This window comes from Bradyrhizobium sp. WD16 (genome assembly GCF_024181725.1).
Lineage (GTDB): Bacteria > Pseudomonadota > Alphaproteobacteria > Rhizobiales > Xanthobacteraceae > Bradyrhizobium_A.
Genome location: NZ_CP028908.1, coordinates 2,775,811 through 2,793,845, shown reverse-complemented (window position 1 = coordinate 2,793,845; position 18,035 = coordinate 2,775,811). Strand labels below are relative to the sequence as shown.

General features: G+C 67.5%; 17 protein-coding genes. 5 read left to right on the top strand and 12 right to left on the bottom strand.

Going from position 1 to position 18,035, the window contains the following annotated elements:
* Positions 1-2 precede the first annotated feature (2 nt).
* On the bottom strand, positions 3-2,657 hold the full coding sequence (locus DB459_RS12935; RefSeq protein WP_253713248.1) for a pseudouridine synthase: 2,655 nt from the start codon (positions 2,655-2,657) through the stop codon (positions 3-5).
* Positions 2,658-2,790: 133 nt separating this feature from the next.
* Here DB459_RS12935 and tadA point away from each other — a divergent pair, with 133 nt between their 5' ends.
* Positions 2,791-3,237: a tRNA adenosine(34) deaminase TadA gene (gene tadA, locus DB459_RS12930; protein WP_253713247.1), complete on the top strand. Its 447-nt coding sequence runs from the start codon at positions 2,791-2,793 to the stop codon at positions 3,235-3,237.
* A gap of 79 nt (positions 3,238-3,316) precedes the next feature.
* Positions 3,317-3,850, top strand: coding sequence for a hypothetical protein (locus tag DB459_RS12925; RefSeq protein ID WP_253713246.1), 534 nt, complete (start codon positions 3,317-3,319; stop codon positions 3,848-3,850).
* Positions 3,851-3,862: 12 nt separating this feature from the next.
* Here the strand turns inward: DB459_RS12925 and DB459_RS12920 are convergent, their stop codons facing one another.
* Positions 3,863-4,762, bottom strand: coding sequence for an alpha/beta fold hydrolase (locus tag DB459_RS12920; RefSeq protein WP_253713245.1), 900 nt, complete (start codon positions 4,760-4,762; stop codon positions 3,863-3,865).
* A 59-nt stretch (positions 4,763-4,821) separates the two neighbouring features.
* Complete coding sequence (gene purD, locus DB459_RS12915; RefSeq protein WP_253713244.1) at positions 4,822-6,105, bottom strand: phosphoribosylamine--glycine ligase; 1,284 nt, start codon at positions 6,103-6,105, stop codon at positions 4,822-4,824.
* A 170-nt stretch (positions 6,106-6,275) separates the two neighbouring features.
* Here purD and xseA point away from each other — a divergent pair, with 170 nt between their 5' ends.
* Together xseA and DB459_RS12905 are read left to right on the top strand one after the other, a co-directional pair.
* Positions 6,276-7,907 carry an exodeoxyribonuclease VII large subunit gene (gene xseA, locus DB459_RS12910; RefSeq protein WP_253713243.1) on the top strand — a complete coding sequence of 544 codons (1,632 nt, stop codon included), beginning with the start codon at positions 6,276-6,278 and terminating at the stop codon, positions 7,905-7,907.
* A gap of 109 nt (positions 7,908-8,016) precedes the next feature.
* Complete coding sequence (locus tag DB459_RS12905) at positions 8,017-8,241, top strand: DUF2093 domain-containing protein (RefSeq protein WP_253713242.1); 225 nt, start codon at positions 8,017-8,019, stop codon at positions 8,239-8,241.
* Between the two features lie 171 nt (positions 8,242-8,412).
* On the opposite strand, the gene lpxK is transcribed toward DB459_RS12905, so the two are convergent.
* From lpxK to DB459_RS12875, 6 genes are all read right to left on the bottom strand, one after another.
* Positions 8,413-9,408 carry a tetraacyldisaccharide 4'-kinase gene (gene lpxK, locus DB459_RS12900; protein WP_253713241.1) on the bottom strand — a complete coding sequence of 332 codons (996 nt, stop codon included), beginning with the start codon at positions 9,406-9,408 and terminating at the stop codon, positions 8,413-8,415.
* On the bottom strand, positions 9,401-10,738 hold the full coding sequence (locus DB459_RS12895) for a 3-deoxy-D-manno-octulosonic acid transferase (protein ID WP_253713240.1): 1,338 nt from the start codon (positions 10,736-10,738) through the stop codon (positions 9,401-9,403). Before DB459_RS12895 ends, lpxK begins: the two co-directional genes overlap by 8 nt.
* Positions 10,695-11,405: a lysophospholipid acyltransferase family protein gene (locus DB459_RS12890; protein WP_253713239.1), complete on the bottom strand. Its 711-nt coding sequence runs from the start codon at positions 11,403-11,405 to the stop codon at positions 10,695-10,697. The genes DB459_RS12895 and DB459_RS12890 overlap by 44 nt, the downstream gene beginning before the upstream one ends.
* Before the next feature lie 20 nt (positions 11,406-11,425).
* On the bottom strand, positions 11,426-11,668 hold the full coding sequence (locus DB459_RS12885; RefSeq protein ID WP_253713238.1) for a DUF4170 domain-containing protein: 243 nt from the start codon (positions 11,666-11,668) through the stop codon (positions 11,426-11,428).
* A 115-nt stretch (positions 11,669-11,783) separates the two neighbouring features.
* Positions 11,784-12,596 (bottom strand): 3'(2'),5'-bisphosphate nucleotidase CysQ, encoded by an 813-nt coding sequence (locus tag DB459_RS12880; RefSeq protein ID WP_371926941.1) that lies wholly within the window; start codon positions 12,594-12,596, stop codon positions 11,784-11,786.
* Complete coding sequence (locus DB459_RS12875; protein WP_253713237.1) at positions 12,583-13,983, bottom strand: TldD/PmbA family protein; 1,401 nt, start codon at positions 13,981-13,983, stop codon at positions 12,583-12,585. The genes DB459_RS12880 and DB459_RS12875 overlap by 14 nt, the downstream gene beginning before the upstream one ends.
* Before the next feature lie 633 nt (positions 13,984-14,616).
* On the opposite strand from DB459_RS12875, the gene DB459_RS12870 reads away from it, so the two are divergent.
* Complete coding sequence (locus DB459_RS12870) at positions 14,617-15,144, top strand: DUF6101 family protein (RefSeq protein WP_253713236.1); 528 nt, start codon at positions 14,617-14,619, stop codon at positions 15,142-15,144.
* Between the two features lie 248 nt (positions 15,145-15,392).
* Here DB459_RS12870 and DB459_RS12865 read toward each other — a convergent pair whose 3' ends face one another.
* The 3 genes from DB459_RS12865 to hemH all read right to left on the bottom strand — a co-directional run bounded on the left by DB459_RS12865 (position 15,393) and on the right by hemH (position 18,010).
* Positions 15,393-15,830 carry an NfeD family protein gene (locus DB459_RS12865; RefSeq protein WP_253713235.1) on the bottom strand — a complete coding sequence of 146 codons (438 nt, stop codon included), beginning with the start codon at positions 15,828-15,830 and terminating at the stop codon, positions 15,393-15,395.
* A gap of 12 nt (positions 15,831-15,842) precedes the next feature.
* Entirely contained in the window at positions 15,843-16,847 is a 1,005-nt protein-coding gene (locus DB459_RS12860; protein WP_253713234.1) for an SPFH domain-containing protein, read from the bottom strand.
* Between the two features lie 125 nt (positions 16,848-16,972).
* Positions 16,973-18,010: a ferrochelatase gene (hemH, locus tag DB459_RS12855; RefSeq protein WP_253713233.1), complete on the bottom strand. Its 1,038-nt coding sequence runs from the start codon at positions 18,008-18,010 to the stop codon at positions 16,973-16,975.
* Positions 18,011-18,035 lie beyond the last annotated feature (25 nt).

The window sequence follows — 18,035 nt, the reverse complement described above, 5'->3', positions numbered from 1 at the left end:
GCTCAGTCGGCCCCGTGCTCACGCTTGCCGTGATAGGTGCGGTTCGGCCGCCGGTAGGGACGCGCCTCCCGGTCGCCATCGCCGCTGCGCTCCACCAGCACGCGGCGGCCCTTGCGATCTTCCACCTCGGCGGCCCGTTTCCGGACCACCGGCGCGTCGGGATCGCGCTCCTTGCGCTTGGGCCTGGCGTCGGGCCCCTTGGACTTGAATCCCTTTGACCGGGAATCCCTGTCCTTGAAATCCCTATCTTTGAAGTCACGCGACTTGTGATCACGTGACTTGAAATCCCTCGGCTTGGAATCCCTGGAATCGAAATCCCTGGATTTGAAATCTCGCGGCTTCGAATCTCTCGGCTTGAAGTCCTTCGACTTGAAATCTTTCGATCTGGCGCGATCGGATCTCGGCTCCCGCGCCTTGTCCCCGCGGCGCGGCGCCGCTCCGCCATCGTCGCCTTCATGGCGCTGGAAGGGAGCTTTCGGCCCTTCGAAATCGACCCCGGCGAAATTGGCGATCTTGTCGCCAAGCTGGTCGCGCAGCACGCGGGTGCGCACCTCCTCGACCTCGCCTTCGGGCAATTCGGCGAGCTGGAACGGCCCATAGGAAACGCGGATCAGCCGGTTCACCTCGAGCCCGAGATGGGCGAGCACGTTGCGCACCTCGCGGTTCTTACCCTCCCGGATCGCCACCACCAGCCAGACATTGCTGCCCTGGTCGCGTTCCAGCTCCGCCTCGATCGGCCCGTATTTGACGCCATCGACCTCGACGCCGCCGCGCAGCGTGTCGAGCTGGGCCTGGGTGATCTCGCCATGGGCACGGACGCGATAGCGCCGCAGCCAGCCGGTGTCCGGCAGTTCGAGCGCACGCGCGAGGCCGCCGTCATTGGTCAGCAGCAGCAACCCCTCGGTGTTGAAGTCGAGCCGGCCGACGCTGATCAGCCGCGGCAGGCCTTCCGGCAGATGGTCGAACACCGTCGGCCGCCCCTCCGGATCGGAATGGGTCGTCATCAGGCCGCGCGGCTTGTGATAGAGGAACAGCCGGGTGCGTTCGGGCTCCGGCAACGGCTTGCCGTCGACCAGAATGGTATCGGTGTCGGCGACATCGAGCGCCGGCGAGGTCAGCACGTTGCCGTTGACCGTAACCCGGCCCTCGGCGATCCAGGCTTCCGCATCGCGCCGCGAGCACAGGCCGGCGCGCGCGAGCCGCTTGGCGATGCGCTCGCCACTCTTGTCCGGATTGGGCGGCGGCACGCCGATGCCCAGGTCTTTCTTGCCGTGGTCGCGCCTGCCATGATCGCGCTTGCCGTGATCCTCCGGCTTGCGCTCGCGATAGGCGCCGCGACCGCCGAAAGCCGGACGCTTGGGAAAGATCTTGGCGTCGTCGCCCTCGCCGGGACCGCGCCGTTCAGGGCGCCCGCCGCGCTCGAAGCCGCCCTCGCCGCGGGGATGCTCCTGCCAGCTCTTGCGCTCGCCCCTTGGCCGGGCGAAGCCGCCGCGGCCTTCCGGTCCGCGCTCCTCGCGCGGCCGATCGAACCGCCGTTCGCCGCGCGAGAAGCCACCCTCGCGATCCTGGCGTGGCCGGTCAAAACGCCTCTCGCCGCGCGCCTCATCGCGGCTGCCCGCCTCGCGACGCTGCCACGGCTTCTCCTCGCTGCGGTCACGGCCGGCGAAATCCTCGCGGCCCAGGCGCGGCCCGCGCGCGAAGGGCTTGTCGCCGTCACGATCGTGGCGGAAGCCGCCCTTGCCGAAATCACGGCGACCCTCGCCGCGCTTCTCACCGAAACCGCGCTTATCGTCGAAACGGCGGGTCTCGCCGGCGGCGCGCGCCGGACGCTCATTGCGATCTTGACGCGGCTTGAATCGCGGCCGCTCCTCGCCGCCCCGCTCGCCACGCGGCGCGAAATCCTTGCGCGGCCCGCGATCCGGACGATCGCCATCGCGCTCGAAGCGCCGCGGCCGATCATCCCGCGCGCGAAAGCCTTCGCCGGCGCCCTTCTCGCCATAGGGTTTGCGCTCGCCTGAAGGCTTGCGGTCGCCGAACGACTTGCGCTCGCCGAAGCTCTTGCCTTCGCCAAAGCTCTTGCGCTCGCCATAAGGCTTTCGTTCACCGAACGACTTGCGTTCGCTGAAGGACTTGCCTTCACCAAAGGACTTGCGATCACCCGACGGCTTGCGGTCGCCGAACGACTTTCGCTCGCCGAAGCTCTTGCCTTCGCCAAAGCTCTTGCGCTCGCCATAAGGCTTTCGTTCACCGAACGACTTGCGTTCGCTGAAGGACTTGCCTTCACCAAAGGACTTGCGATCACCCGACGGCTTGCGGTCGCCGAACGACTTTCGCTCGCCGAAGCTCTTGCCTTCGCCAAAGCTCTTGCGCTCGCCATAAGGCTTTCGTTCACCAAACGACTTGCGTTCGCTGAAGGACTTGCCTTCACCAAAGGACTTGCGATCACCCGACGGCTTGCGGTCGCCATAGGGCTTGCGATCGCCGCTGGAGCGGCGCTCGTCGCGCTCGCCCCGGCCGGCGAAACTGCGCCCTTCGGTCTTGCCGCCCCCCTTGTGGGGTCCCTTGCCGCCCCGCGGGCCCTCGCCCCGGTCGCGACCTGGCGGCCGTCCGCCGCGGCCCCCGCGGGGTGCATTGTTCTTGTCCTTGTCGCGGGGCATCTGGTTTCTCGCTCGAAAAAATGAAAGGCGCCTCCGTCAGGCCCGATTCAACCGCGTTGACTCAGGTCGGAAGCCGCTGTCTCTGTGCTGGTGATGGCGCCTGTGTAACAGAGATATGCGCGCGAAACGAGGCATGACGTCACATTCTTTCATGGATCTGGCCCTGGCCCAGGCCCGGGCCGCCGAGGCCGCGGGCGAGGTGCCGATCGGATGCGTCGTCGTCCGGGACGGCGAGGTGGTGGCCGAGGGGCAAAATCGCACCATTACCGACCACGATCCGACCGCCCACGCCGAAATCGTCGCCTTGCGCGCCGCCGGCGCCCGCCTCGGCAGCGAGCGCCTGACCGGATGCGATGTCTACGTCACCCTGGAACCCTGCACCATGTGCGCCGGGGCGATTTCCTTCGCCCGCATCCGCCGGCTCTATTACGGCGCCGCCGATCCCAAGGGCGGCGCGGTCGAATCCGGCGTGCGCTTTTTCGCTTCGCCGACCTGCCACCATGCCCCCGAGGTCTATCCCGGGCTCGGCGAAACAGACTCCGGCGCGCTGCTGAAGGAGTTCTTCAGGGCGCGGCGGTAACCGCCCGCAACGGGCGGGGCGTTGCTTAAGACGCCGGCCCCTGCTCCAATCCGGCTAACCTTTTGCCCGCTTGAACCAAATGACCCCTTCGATCTATCGGACCTTCTATCCCAATGAGCCGGCGGAGTTCGACAGCGACCTCTCCGTCGAGGTATCGATTGCGCGTTTGCAAGCCCGCGTGCCGCGCGCCAAAGTCCTTACCCCACGCTTCGGCATCTCGGGCTCGGTGGCTCGCGATGACGTCGAGATCAGATACCTATCCTTCTTTAGCGGCACGCGTTCGCCCGTCTTCAACGGCATCTTCGAAGAACGCGACGGAAAGGCCGTCTTGCGGGGCAGCTATTCGACGACCGAGGGGGCGATGGTGGGCACGACGCTCGCCCTGGCCTTTTTAGCCATATGGACCTTCGTCGCTATTGCCCACGTCCTGGGAACGGTCTTTCACGATCTGCGGAGCATCATCGCCAACCCGGCCGAACTCTTGATCCCTCTGGGCGGCTTCGGCTTCATTGGCTGCTTTTATCTGCTTGCCCGCTTCCAATGGTGGTACGCCCAGTGTGAGATCAGCTCGATCGAGCGGACCATTCGCAGCGCCCTTTCCGCCCCAAAATGAAGACCAGCGCGATCACGCGCGAAAGAATTCCAGCAGCGCCGCAGCGGTGGCGTCGGGCGCCTCCTCGCAGAGGAAATGGCCGCTGTCGATCGGGCTACCGCGCACGTCGGTGGCCCATTTGCGCCAGGTCTCGAGCGGCGAGCGCGACGCGGCGGCAATCCCGGTACCGCCCCACAACGCCAGCAGCGGCACGGTGATCTTGCGCCCGGCTTCGAGATCGGCCTTGTCGTGGTCGAAATCGGCATAGGCGCCGGCGCGGTAATCCTCGCAGGCGGCATGGATGCGCAAGGGATCGCGCAGCGCCGTGAGATAGTGGGCAACGGCGCGCGGATCGAACGGATTCGTTCCGGCCTTGGCCCAGGAGCGGAAGGTGCGGCCGAAATAGGCGTCGGGATCAGTCTTGATCAGGTCCTCCGGCAGCGGCGCCCGCTGGGCGAGAAACGCCCAGTGATAGATCTTGAGCGCGAAGGTGCGATCGATGCTCGACCAGTATTCGTAGGTCGGCAGGATATCGAGGGTGGCGAGCCTCATGAGCCGGCCGGGATGATCGAGCGCGAGACGATAGGCGACGCGAGCGCCGCGATCGTGCCCGGCAGCCGCGAAACGGGCATGGCCCAGCTTCTCCATGGCCTCGATCATGGCCTGCGCCATGCCGCGCTTGGTGAACGGAGTGTGCTCGGCATCGCTCACCGGCACATCGGACCAGCCGTAGCCCGGCAGGTCGGCGATCACCACTGTGAAATGCGGCGCGAGCTGCGGCGCCACGCGGTGCCACATCACATGCGTCTGCGGATAGCCGTGGAGCAGCAGCAGCGGCGGGCCTGAACCGCCGACGCGGGCGAAGATGCGCCCGCGCGCCGTCGAGATCCACTCCGAGGCGAAACCGGGAAACAGATCGGCGAGGTCGGACATTGCCTCTTCCTTCGATTTCGTCAGGCCTGCCTGTTCCGGCCACGACACGGAGTTCGAGCCTATCTGCTGTCCTTCTCGCGCGCCACCGCGCGCCAGCCGATATCGCGCCGGCAGAAGCCCTCCGGCCAGCGGATGCGGTCGACCGCCGCATAGGCGCGGCGCTGTGCCTCTGCGACGCTTTCGCCGATCGCGGTGACGTTGAGCACCCGGCCGCCATTGGCCCGGATGGTGGCGCCGTCCGCGCGCGTGCCGGCATGGAAGATCTCGACGCCCTCGACCTTGGCCGCTTCGTCGAGTCCCTCGATGACGCTGCCCCTGGCATAATCGCCCGGATAGCCCCTCGCCGCCATCACCACCGTGAGCGCGGCCTCGTCCGACCAGCGCAGGTCGAAGCTCTTGAGCTGGCCGTCGCAGGCGGCAAGCAGTGCGGGAACGAGATCGGATTTGAGGCGCATCATCAGCACCTGGGTCTCGGGATCGCCGAAGCGGACATTGTATTCGATCAGCTTCGGACCCTCGGCGGTGATCATCAACCCGGCGAACAGCACCCCCTTGTAGGGCGTGCCGCGCGCTTTCATGGCGCGCAGGGTCGGCAGGATGATCTCGTCCATGGTGCGCCGGCACATGGCGTCGGTCATGACCGGCGCCGGGGAATAAGCGCCCATGCCGCCGGTGTTCGGCCCCTCGTCGCCGTCGAAGGCGCGTTTGTGGTCCTGCGCCGCCGCCAGCGCCAACGCATCATCGCCGTCGCACAGCACGAAGAAGGATGCCTCCTCGCCGACCAGGCATTCCTCGACGACCGCCTCGGCGCCGGCCGCGCCGAAGCCGCCGCCGAGCATCATGTCAATCGCCGCCTCGGCCTCGGCGACGCTGGCGGCGACCACGACGCCCTTGCCGGCGGCGAGGCCATCGGCCTTGACGACGATCGGCGCGCCTTGCGCGCGGATATAGGCCTTGGCCTGGTCGGCGTCGGAAAAGCGCTCGTAGGCCGCGGTGGGAATGCCGCCCTCCCGGCAGAGATCCTTGGTGAAGCCCTTGGAGCTTTCGAGCCGGGCGGCGGCCTTGGTCGGCCCGAAGGCCTTGATGCCGGCTGCGGCGAGATCATCGACGATGCCGGCGGCGAGCGGCGCCTCCGGTCCCACCACCACCAGATCTACCGCGTTGGTCTTGCAGAAGGCGATCACCGCGCCATGGTCGGCAACGTCGAGACCGACGCATTCGGCGTCGTGGGCGATCCCGGCATTGCCCGGAGCACACCAGAAATTCGTCACCAGAGGCGAGGCCGCGATCTTCCAGGCCAGGGCATGCTCACGTCCGCCGGAACCGAGCAGAAGGATATTCATGGGCTTTGGTCTCCTGAACCGACCGGTTAGCCGCTCGCGGCAGGGGAAACAAGGGCCGGAACCTGCCCCTTGCCGGTCTGCCGACATCGCGGACAACGCAGCCCCGGGGGCATTGGCGGGGGCGATTCGAGCGCCTACCTTGGCGGCTCAACCCGAAAGCTTGATTCGACATGGTCTCCGCTCCCGCCCCGCTCGCCAATGCGCCGGAATTCTCGGTTTCCGAGCTGTCCAATGCGCTCAGGCGCACGGTCGAGGACGCCTATGGCCATGTCCGCGTGCGCGGCGAAATTTCCGGCTTTCGCGGCGCACATTCCTCCGGCCACTGCTATTTCGCCCTCAAGGACGCCTCGGCCAAGATCGAGGCGGTGATCTGGAAGGGCGTCCATGGCCGGATGCGTTTCAAGCCGCAGGAGGGCCTCGAGGTCATCGCCACCGGCAAATTGACCACCTATCCGGGCTCGTCGAAATACCAGATCGTCATCGAGGCGCTGGAACCCGCCGGGGTCGGGGCGCTGATGGCCCTGATGGAGGAGCGCAAGCGCAAGCTCGCCGCCGAAGGGCTGTTCGACGAGGCGCGCAAACAGCTCCTGCCGTGGCTGCCGGAGGTCATCGGCGTCGTCACCTCGCCGACCGGCGCGGTGATCCGCGACATCCTGCATCGGCTCGAGGACCGCTTCCCGCGCCGCGTGCTGGTCTGGCCGGTGCGGGTGCAGGGCGAAGGCGCCGCCGAACAGGTCGCAGCTGCCATTCACGGCTTCAATGCCCTGCCCGAACGCGGCCGCATCCCGAGGCCCGACCTGCTGATCGTGGCCCGCGGCGGCGGCTCGCTGGAGGACCTGTGGTCGTTCAACGAGGAGATCGTGGTGCGGGCCGCGGCGGAGAGCATGATCCCGCTGATCTCGGCGGTGGGTCACGAGACCGACGTGACGTTGATCGACTTTGCCGCCGACCGGCGGGCGCCGACGCCGACCGCGGCTGCCGAAATGGCGGTGCCGGTGCGAGCCGAACTCACGGTGGAGGTCAATAGCCTCGCCCGCCGCGCCTTCGCCTGCTGGCAACGCGCCCAGGAACATCGCCGCAGCGAATTGCGCAGCGCCACGCGGGCGCTGCCGAGCGCCGCCGACCTGTTGGCCATCCCGCGCCAGCGCCTCGACGCCGCGGCCACCGGCCTGCCGCGGGCGCTGAAGGGCAATACCCACGCCCATTACCGACGCTTCGCCCAGGCCGACGCCCGGCTCACGCTGCGCGTGCTGCGCGCCCAGGTCGACCATGCCGCCCAGCGCCTGCAGATGACCGGCGACCGGCTTTCGTTGTCCGCGCGGTCGCTGCTGCAGCGCCGGCGTGACCGCTACATCGGCATCGAGACGCGGTTGAAAGCTTCCCGCTTTGCCAATGCCAAGGCGCAGCGCCAGCTGCTGGCGCGCGACCGTGAGCGCGCCCAGCGCCTCACTGAGCGCGCGGCACGGGCGCTGACCACCCTGGTGGAGCGGCGCCGGGCGAGGATCGAGCATTCCGGGCAGCTGCTGGCGGCGCTATCCTATCGCAGCGTCCTTGCGCGCGGATTTGCCCTGGTGCGCGACCAGGCGGGCCATCCGCTCCACGCTGCCGCGGCGGTCGCCCCGGGAGCCCGATTGAGCCTCGAATTCGCCGACGGCCGGGTCGCCGCCACCGCCGAGGGCACAGCGCCGCCGGTCGATGCGCCGAAGCCGCAGCGCCGGCCGAAAACCGAGGTGAAGGCCGAGAAAGCCGAGGCGCCCAAGCACGCCGATATGCAGCCCGACAAGCAGGGCAGCCTGTTCTGACGGCACCGGCTTCCGGCAGGACAGCCTTTGACAGGCGGGCGCCGCGCCCCCATTTATGATACAAGATCAATCCGGCGCGGCGACGCGCGACCAATTCGGGACACTCAGCGTGCTCAACAGATTCTCGTCCTCAGGCCAGTCCGAAGCCCGCCTGCAATATCTCGACGGCGACTATCGGGTCGTCAGCCCGGGCAGTTATGTGGTCTGCGCTGTCAGCGGCGTGCGGATTCCGCTGGACGAGTTGAAATACTGGAGCGTCGACCGCCAGGAGGCCTATGCCACCCCGACCGCGGTGCTGGAACGCCACTTCCCCGAGGCGCTGAAGTCGGCCTGAGCTGAAGTCAGCTTGGGCTGAGGTATCATAGCGCCACATTGAGCGGCCGCGCGCTGCCGCTGATTTCGATCGTCATGCCCGGCCTTGTACCGCCGAGACAAACCCGGCCATGACGACGAGGCTCGGAATCGTCGTGGAACGCTGAGCTGGAAAAACGCCTCTGCGTGCTGATCACCCGCGCCGCAACAGCCGCGCCAGGAATCCCTCGACATCCCCCTCCAGCACCAGCCTCACGCGCAGCGCCGTCAGGCTTGGGGCGAGGTCGGCCAGCGCCGGATCGCTGGCGATCCGCACCAGATCCTTCTGCGTCGTCACCAGCGCCAGCGCCTCTGTCCGCGCCGTCGCCGCCAGCGCCTCGATTTCCTCGCGCCGGTAGGCATGGTGATCGGCGAAAGCCGCCTCGCGAACGACCTCGACGCCATGGGTCCGCAAGGTGGCGACGAAACGGGCCGGATCGCCGATCCCCGCGAAGGCAAGGCAGCGGCGACTTCTGAGCACGGCCAGCGAGGATGGCTGGGGCGCCAGTTCCGCCCGCCACACCGGCCTGCCCCTCGCCGCAACCTTCGCGGCTAGGGCATCCGCCGCCGAGCCATGGCCGACGATGACGAGCGCGTCGGTGCGCTCGAGCTGCGGCTCGAGCGCCGCACGCAGCGGCCCCGCCGGAAACACCAGTCCGTTGCCGAGACCGCGCCGGGCGTCGATGACGATGATGCTGGCGTCCTTGACGAGCGCCGGATTCTGGAAGCCGTCGTCGAGCAGGATGACGCTGGCGCCGCGGGCGATCGCCATGGCCGCGCCGGCGGCGCGATCGCGGGCGACGATCACCGGCACCTCCGAGGCCATCATCAAGGGCTCGTCACCCACCTCAGCGGCGCTGTGCTGCGTCGGCTCGACCGCCGCGGGACCGGCCAACCGACCGCCATAGCCGCGGCTGACCACCACCGGTTGTTCACCCATCTTGCGTAGCAGTGCCGCCAGCGCCAGCACCGTCGGCGTCTTGCCGGCGCCGCCGAGGTGATAATTGCCGACGCAGATCACCGGCACCCCGACCCGCCGGCCGGGACGCGCCAGGCGGCGCGTTGCGATCCGGCCGTAGATCATCGCAGGCAGCGCCAGCAGGCGCGCCTGCCAGGACGGCGGCCGGTGCCAGAAGCCCGGCTCACGCATCGATGGCACCGCGTTCGATGCGCAGTTGCAGCAGATAGGGCTCGAGCGCCGCCAGCGTGCGCTCCAGCGCGCCGCCGAGCCGCGTCACCACCTCGGTGCCCGCCGCGACCATGCGCGCTCGCGCCGCCTCGTTGCCGAGCAGGCGGGCGATACGCAGCGCCAGATCGTCCGCATCGCTCACCAGGGCAGCGCCGCCGGCCTGGTCGAGCGCTTCATAGACTTCGGCGAAATTGAACACGTGGGGCCCGTGCAGCGTCGCAGCGCCGAGCTTGATCGCCTCGATGGGGTTCTGCCCGCCATGGGGCACCAGCGAGCCGCCCATGAAAACCACCGGAGCGAGACGATAGACGAGGCCGAGTTCGCCCATGGTGTCGGCGACGTAGATCTCGGTTTCACGCGAAGGCAATTCGCCGCCGGCGCGGCGCGCCACGGCGAAGCCCGCGGCCGCGAGATCGCGCGCAACCGCCTCGCCGCGCTTGGGATGGCGCGGCACGATGACGGAGAGCAGGCCGGGGATCTGCGATGCCAGGCGGGCATGCACCGCCGCAATCAGTTCCTCCTCGCCCGGATGGGTCGAGGCGGCCGCGATCACCGGCCGACCGCCGATCGCCGCGCGCAGCTGCGCGAATTTCGCCGGATCCGACGGCGGCGCCGCAACGTCGAGCTTGAGATTGCCGGTGACCACCACGTTCTCGGCGCCGAGGGCGCTGAAACGTTCGGCATCGAGCTGCGACTGGGCGAGGCACAGTTCGAAGCGCCCGAGCAGCGCGCTGATGGTGCCGAGCGCGCGGCGCCAGCGCGGATAGGACCGCGGCGACATCCGGCCGTTGATCACCACCATCGGGATGCGGCGCGAGGAGGCCGAGATGATCAGGTTCGGCCACAGATCGGATTCGATGAACAGCGCCAGCGACGGCTGCCAGAAATCGAGGAAGCGCGACACGTAGCGCGGCGCATCGAACGGCACATATTGATGCAGCACGTCCGAAGGAAAGCGCTTGGCGACGATGCCGGCCGAGGTCACCGTGCCCGATGTGAGCAGGATGCGAATGTTGTGCGCGCGCAACCGCCCGATCAGTTCCGCAGCCGCCAGGACCTCGCCGACGCTGGCGCCGTGGATCCAGATCAGCGGCCCGCGCGGCCGCGCGACGCCGGGAAGACCGCGGCGCTCATTGATCCGGCCGGTCTCCTCCTTGCCCTGGCGGATGCGCCGATGGATCAGCAGCGTGCTCAGCGGCATGGCAGCCGCCGACAGCCGCCGATAGGCGCGCAGTGTCAGCGGCAGGTCAACCGGCACGGTCGGCCTCGTCCGCGCGGCCGACGATGGCATAGGCTCTCCGGGTCACCTCGTTGAGGTTGTCCTGAAGCTGCACGCGCAGAGCCTCCATGGCCGCGTCGTCGGCGTCCGCCGGCACCCTGACCGACTTGCCGGTGGCGATCACCCCGCGCCCGAACGGCAGGTTGATCACCGAACGATCCCAGTTGTTCAGACGCTTGAACCGGCTGGTGGCGATCGCCACCGGTATAATGGGCCGGCCGGAATCGCGTGCAAGCATAATCACGCCGAGACCGGCGACACGCGATACCTTGGGGACATCGGCGGTCAGCGCCATGTTGACGCCCTCCTCGAGCACCCGCAGCATGGCCTTGAACGCCGCGACCCCACCCTTGCGGTGGAACGACGCGCCGTGATCGCCCGAGCCGCGCACCGTGCCGATATCCAGCCTTTCGGCGGCGATGGCGTTGATCTCGCCGTCGCGATGACGCGAAACCAGCACCTTCGCCTTGAGATGCCGCCGCTTGAGGAACGGCATCATGAAATGCTGACCGTGCCAGAAGGCGACGACCACCGGCATCTGCGGCTCGAACTGCGCATAGAGGTCCGGCGGATCGTAGCTGAAGCGGTTGGTCAGCCAGACGAAGCGCAGAAACTCGGACGCGACGAAACCGGCAGCGTGCTGAAACCAGCTCGATCGGGTGATCTGACGAAGGGACATTTACAGGCGGGTGCGATCGCTCAGTTCGACTTGTCGTCCGAGGTCGGATCGAGCAGGCGGTGCAGATGCACGATGAAATAGCGCATGTGGGCGTTGTCGACGGTCTGCTGCGCCTTGGCCTTCCAGGCCGTGTAGGCGCTGGCATAATTCGGAAACACGCCGACGATATCGAGCCTGTCGAGGTCCTTGAAGGTGATGGTTTCAAGGCTGGTCAGCTCGCCGCCAATGACGAGGTGAAGCAGCTGCTGCGAGGTGTCGGACATGGATCTATTTCCCTGAAGCAAACGGCCGGGGCCGCCTCATAAAGTTACAAGTGCCCTGGCATCGACGGTACTTTCGGAACCGCGCTCTGCTCGGCGCATGGTCAAAAGCGCATGGTCAGACCGGAGGGCTGCGCCTGAAATGCGCGACGATGCGGGCGTGCCGTTCGCGCCCCGCCGCCACCAAGGGCTCATGCTTTACCTCGGGGCGGTTATAGACGACGGCTTCGCCGGAGAGCGAGGTCATGGTTCCACCCGCTTCGTGCACGATTAAATCGGCCGCCGCAAGGTCCCAATCATGGCTATGCCCGCCTGCAAAAGCAGCATCCAGCCGCCCCTCGGCTGCCCGGCAGATCTTTAGCGCCAGCGAGCCGATCCGGGGATGCAGCGGTCCCGGTTCGAGCGCTTCGCCGAGGCGCTGGACCAGCGGCTTGGGGCCGACGATGCGGCCGGGGTCGAGCCGGGCGCCGGCCGCGGCCCGGATCGGCGCATCGTTGCGGCGGGCGCCCTCGCCGCGCGCGGCGAAGAACAGTTCTCCCGTCACCGGGGCGAACACGGCGCCGAGCAGCGGCGCGTCGCCCTCGACAAGGCCGACGCTGACCGACCAGTCCTCCTGGCCGGCGAGATAGGACCGCGTGCCGTCGATCGGATCGACGATCCAGACCCGGGGCCGTGCCAGCCGGGCCGGATCATCGGCGCTTTCTTCCGACAGCCAGCCGTAATTCGGGGTCGCCGAGCGCAGCCTCCGCGCCAGCAGATCGTTCACCGCGAGGTCGGCTTCCGACACCGGCGAGGACTTGCCCTTGATCCAATTGCGCACGTCCGTGCGGAACAGGCTGAGCGCCAGCGCGCCCGCCTCGCGGACGGCTTCGATCAGAAGCGCGGTGTCCTCGGCCAGCCGGCCCTCGAGCGCGACGTCAACGTCCGGCAATCGTCAAACCCTCGATGCGGATGGTCGGCGCGTTGATGCCGTAGCGGAAGACGAGGTCGTTCGCGGGGGTGAGCGACTTGAAGATGTCGATGAGGTGGCCGGCGATGGTGACCTCGCTCACTGGATAGGCGAGCTCGCCATTCTCGATCCAGAAACCGGCAGCGCCGCGGCTATAGTCGCCGGTGACGCCGTTGACGCCCGAACCGATCAGATCGGTGACATAGAAGCCCGAGCCGATGTCGGCCATCAGTTCCTTCGGCGTCACGTGACCGGGTTCCATGTGCATGTTGTAGCTGCCGGGCGACGGCGACGACGAAACGCCGCGATGGGCATGGCCGGTGGTGACGAGCCCGAGCTCGCGGGCCGTGGCGCAATCGAGCAACCAGGAGGTGAGCACACCGTCATCCACCAAGGCAAGGCGCTTGACCGCGACGCCTTCAGCATCGAACGGCTGCGAGCGCACCCCGCGCGGCCGCAGCGGATCATCGATGATGCGGATGCTGGAATCGAACAGTTGCTGACCGAGGCGGTCCTTGAGAAAGCTGGTCTTGCGGGCGATGGCGGCACCGTTCACTGCCCCGGCGAGATGACCGACCAGCGAGGCCGACACCCGGGGATCGAACAGCACCGGCGCCTTGCAGGTCGCGACCTTGCGCGGATTGAGCCGCTTCACCGCCCGCTCGCCGGCGCGGCGGCCGATCACCGCAGGGCCTTCCAGATCGGCGGCGTGAATTGCCGAGGTGAAATCGTAATCGCGCTCCATGGCAGTGCCCTGCCCGGCGATCGCCGTGGTCGAGAGGCCCTGGCTCGAGCGCAGATAAGCGCCGTGGAAGCCGGTCGAGGTTACCAGCACCATGCCACCGATGCCGCAGGACGCCGAAGCTCCGCCCGACTTGGTGACGCCGGTCACCGCGAGCGCCGCCGCCTCCGCCTCCAGCGCCCGTCGCTCCAGATCGGCGGTCGAAGGCATTGCCGGATCGAGCAAGTCGAGGGCGGGAATGTCGCGGGCCAGCAGCGCCGGATCGGCGAGGCCGACAAAGGCATCATCGGGAGCGACCCTCGCCATGGCGACCGCGCGCTCGGCGAGCCGCGCCGCGGCGTCGCCCGCAGCAACATCGTTCGTCGACACCACCGCCTGGCGGCGGCCGACGATGACGCGCAAGCCCACATCGTCGCCCTCGGAGCGCTCCGATTCTTCGACGCGGCCATCGCGCACCACGACGCTCTGGGACATGCCGCGCACCGCCACCGCATCGGCCGCATCCGCGCCGGCACGCTTCGCCGCCTCGACGAGGCGCTCGGCGAGGTCACCGAGCGCGGATTGGTCGAACAGATCCGAAGCGGGGGATTTTGAAGCCGCGGCCGTAGCCGGAGAAGATGCGTTCACGAGACCATCCCGATTAGCAGGCCGTGTGGCCGATGATGCGTTGGTGTCGCGTCTCCAACGTTCGTATTCCGTTGCAGCAGGCGCTTATACGAACGTCGGAAACAAAGGGACACTAGTGTGGCGTCTCGCAATTGCCTACCGCCTTCGCGGCAACCCTCTCGTAGGCAATTGCGAGACATAAGCCACACTAGCACTTTGATTTTGCTAGTGTCCCTATGTCTCCGAATTACCGTGCGAGTGCGAGGCAAACGTAGCGGTAATTCGGAGACGGGACACTAGCATCAATATGATTCCAGTGCGGTTTTGGATCTGACGATCGTACGAAGAACCCGCTGCAATGTTGATACGAGCGTCAGATCCAAAACCGCACGAGTTGCGCACGCTCATGGAACCCGACGCGGCAGGCCTGCGCCTCGCCGAGTTCGCCACCCTTAAGAAATGGGCAGAATCCAGTCGCGGTTCAAGCACGCCCGCAACGCGAAATAAAGCAAATTTCCGTTCCCCGGCAAGGAGTCGTCAAGCATGTCGCGGGGTGAGGTTCGATTAACCAGCCTTCTTAAGCGGATACGGAAAGCGCGATGGCACAGTCGCCCCATCGACCGGGAACATAATCCTGGCGGGGAGACTGAAATCGTGAGGCGTCAATTCGGAGCTGGCGGGACACCCGCCGGGTCGGGCCGCGCACTGCGGCTCGACCCACACACTTTACCGGTGCGGTTCGATGCGCGCGATGCGCGTGCCGACGGCGGTATTCGCCAGGTCGAGATCGACCGCGACCGCATCACCCTGCGGCGCGCCGTGCGCGGCATGCGGATGGCGATCAATGTCCGCGTCGACGACTTTCTCGGCATCGCCATGCGCGAGGCCGATGCCGGCTGGATGCTGGTGCTGGTACATCGCGATCCTTCGCTCTCGATTCCGCTGGTGTCGTGCGAGGACAGCGTCGAGATCGAGCACGCCGCCGCGACGTGGCGGGACACATTGGCGCTGCCGATGATCGACGAGGACGACGCACAGCGCGCCGGGCCGGCGAGCCGGCGGCGGCGGCACAATGTGATCAAGACCCGCCGTCCGCGCATCCTGATGCGCCGGCGCTGCGGCGCGGCGCTCGGCGCCATGCGCATCCACCGCGACGAGCGCGAGATCATCGCGCCGGAGTAAGCTGACCCGCATCTCGTTTTTCTTCGCCGCTGCGCTGTCACGGCCATGCTTGTCGCTCGCAAGACACTTGCGTTGTCATCGCCCGGGTTCGCCCGCTTGAAGCGGCGATGACGGCGGAGGTCGTGGCAGCGCCGCGGCCGTGACTTTATCTCGGCGCGATCGGGCAACAACAACCGGGGGTAGTGCGGGCGCGCAGGCCGTTCAGCCGCCAGTCGTCTGAGCAATGCCCTCTTGCGATCGAGCGCCCCCTACGCCGTCGCCTCGACCTTCAGGCTCGCGCCATCGGCGGCAACGATGCGCACGCGGCTGCCCGCCGGCGCGTCGGGGCCCGACACGCGCCACACCGTGTCGTCGATCCGCACGATGCCGGCGCCGTCGATGATCGGCCGCTCCAAGGTGAAGACGCGTCCGACCAGCGCATCGGCGCGGCGGTTGAGATAGGGCTGGTCGGTGGCATCCTGGCGCGGCCGGCCGAGCCGGCGCCACAGCGGCACGGCGGCGAGCGCGAAAACCGCGAAGCCGACGAGCTGCCACTGCCACGACCACGCCACCAGGAACGAGAGCAGCCCGACGAGGAACGACGCGAGGCCGAGCCAGAACAGGAAGACGCCGGGCGCCAGCATCTCCAGCCCCATCAAGACGAGGCCGGCGATCAGCCAGCCCCAGCCGCCGAGTGCCGTCAGCATCTGCATCACCCCTCAGCCCCGCCCGGCCGGCGGCGGGGTTGCCGGCGGGGCGCCGGCGGCGGGGACGCTGCCGCGACGGGCGGCGGCCGCCGCCGACGCCGCGCTCTCGCCGAAGGTCGCCTTGGCGATTTCGCCGATGCCGGCCAGCGACGAGAGGATGCCCGTCGCCTCGATCGGCAGCATCACGATCTTCTGGTTGGGCGACTGGGCGATCTCGCCGAAGGCTCGGATATATTTGTCGGCGATGAAATAGTTCAGCGCCGCGACATCGCCGCTGGCGATGGCGCTCGACACCATCTGGGTGGCCCGGGCCTCGGCCTCGGCGGAGCGCTCCCGGGCTTCGGCGTCGCGAAAAGCGGCCTCGCGGCGGCCCTCCGCCTGCAGGATCTGCGCCTGCTTGGCGCCCTCGGCGCGTAGGATTTCGGACTGACGCTGCCCCTCGGCCTGGAGGATGTCGGCGCGCTTGACGCGTTCGGCCTTCATCTGCCGGCCCATCGCCTCGACGAGGTCGGCCGGCGGCACGATATCCTTGATCTCGATGCGGTTGACCTTGAGGCCCCAGGGCGACACCGCGGCATCGACCACGCGCAGCAGCCGCTCATTGATCTCGTCGCGGTGGGAGAGCACCTGATCGAGATCCATCGAGCCCATCACCGAGCGGATATTGGTCATGGTCAGGGTGACGATCGCCTGGTTGAGATTGGCGACCTCGTAGCTCGCCTTGGCGGCGTCGAACACCTGGAAGAAAGCGACGCCGTCGACGGTGACGGTGGCATTATCCTTGGTGATCACCTCCTGCTCGGGGATGTCGATCACCTGCTCCATCATATTGATCTTGCGCCCGACACGGTCGAAATACGGGATGATGAAGTTGAGGCCCGGGCGCAGGGTGCGGGTGTATTTGCCGAAGCGCTCGATGGTCCAATCGAAGCCCTGAGGCACCGTCTTGACGCCGGCGAACAGCGTCGCGATCACCACGAGCGCCAGCGCGATGGCGAAAATGTCAAATCCGGACATGACGAGCCCCACCTGTTTCGACGACGACCTGTATCTACTTGGTCGTCGCGGCAGGATGGCGGGTTCGAGGCCCGCCGTCGAGGGCGAAATGGCCGCCGCTCGCCGGGCGAGGCCCGGATCTGGCTTCAGATCCAGCCCTGCAATTCGCGCAACACGAGATTGCGGATCACCGTCATGCCCTCATCGCTGTCGTTGAGGCAGGGAATGGCGGAGAACTGCTCGCCGCCGGCATGGCGGAAGATCTCGGCATTCTCCTGCGCGATCTCCTCGAGGGTCTCGAGGCAATCGGCCGAAAAGCCCGGCGTGATCACCGCGATACGACGCACGCCATCCTTGGCGAGCTGCTCGATGGTCTTGTCGGTGTAAGGCTGGAGCCAGACGTCGTTGCCGAAGCGCGACTGAAAGGTGAGCATCAGGGATGTCTCGTCGAGCCTGAGGCGGCGGCGCAACGCCGCCGTCGTGGCAATGCAGTGCTGCTGATAGGGATCGCCCTTGGCGACATAGCTCTGCGGCATGCCGTGGAAGGAGGCGACGATCCGCTCCGGCTTGAACGGCAGGCCGGCGAGGTGGTTTTCGATCGAGGCGGCCAGCGCTTCAATGTAGAAGTCGTCGACGTAATAGGGCGGCGTCACCCGCAGGGTCGGCTGCGCCCGCTTCTCCGACAGCACCCGAAAGACCTCGTCGCAGACCGTCGCCGAGGTGGACGCCGAATATTGCGGATAAAGCGGCACCACCAGCAGACGGGTGCAGCCCTGAGCGAGCAGCGCGTCGATGCGCGAGGCGATCGACGGATTGCCGTAGCGCATCGCCCAGTCGACGAGGAGCGGGCCCCTGTTCGAAATCGATGCGGCGAGCTTCTCGGCCTGGGAGCGGGAGATGGTTTTGAGCGGCGACTCGTTCCGCTCGGTGTTCCAGATCTTCTGGTAGTCGAGCGCCTTGCGGGCGGGGCGCACGCGCAAGATGATGCCGTTGAGCACCAGCTTCCAGGCCAGATTCTGGTTTTCGATCACTCGCAGATCGGAAAGGAACTCCTTGAGATAGACCCGCACGCCGCGGGCGTCGGCCGTATCCGGCGTGCCGAGATTGACCAGGAGGACGCCGATGCGCTCGGCGAGGGGGGCCGCGCCCTGACGATGGGCGTCGAAGGGGATGACCGTGCTCATCATGTCCTTGGCTTGGGGGCTCCAC

Bases quoted from the DNA above. Each gene is read 5' to 3' on its own strand.
- tadA (WP_253713247.1), top strand. From the start codon at position 2,791: ATGACGTCACATTCTTTCATGGATCTGGCCCTGGCCCAGGCCCGGGCC.
- DB459_RS12935 (WP_253713248.1), bottom strand. From the start codon at position 2,657: ATGCCCCGCGACAAGGACAAGAACAATGCACCCCGCGGGGGCCGCGGC.
- DB459_RS12885 (WP_253713238.1), bottom strand. From the start codon at position 11,668: ATGTCCGACACCTCGCAGCAGCTGCTTCACCTCGTCATTGGCGGCGAG.
- DB459_RS12890 (WP_253713239.1), bottom strand. From the start codon at position 11,405: ATGTCCCTTCGTCAGATCACCCGATCGAGCTGGTTTCAGCACGCTGCC.
- xseA (WP_253713243.1), top strand. From the start codon at position 6,276: ATGGTCTCCGCTCCCGCCCCGCTCGCCAATGCGCCGGAATTCTCGGTT.
- DB459_RS12925 (WP_253713246.1), top strand. From the start codon at position 3,317: ATGACCCCTTCGATCTATCGGACCTTCTATCCCAATGAGCCGGCGGAG.
- DB459_RS12865 (WP_253713235.1), bottom strand. From the start codon at position 15,830: ATGCTGACGGCACTCGGCGGCTGGGGCTGGCTGATCGCCGGCCTCGTC.
- hemH (WP_253713233.1), bottom strand. From the start codon at position 18,010: ATGAGCACGGTCATCCCCTTCGACGCCCATCGTCAGGGCGCGGCCCCC.
- DB459_RS12920 (WP_253713245.1), bottom strand. From the start codon at position 4,762: ATGTCCGACCTCGCCGATCTGTTTCCCGGTTTCGCCTCGGAGTGGATC.
- purD (WP_253713244.1), bottom strand. From the start codon at position 6,105: ATGAATATCCTTCTGCTCGGTTCCGGCGGACGTGAGCATGCCCTGGCC.
- lpxK (WP_253713241.1), bottom strand. From the start codon at position 9,408: ATGCGTGAGCCGGGCTTCTGGCACCGGCCGCCGTCCTGGCAGGCGCGC.
- DB459_RS12895 (WP_253713240.1), bottom strand. From the start codon at position 10,738: ATGCCATCGTCGGCCGCGCGGACGAGGCCGACCGTGCCGGTTGACCTG.
- DB459_RS12860 (WP_253713234.1), bottom strand. From the start codon at position 16,847: ATGTCCGGATTTGACATTTTCGCCATCGCGCTGGCGCTCGTGGTGATC.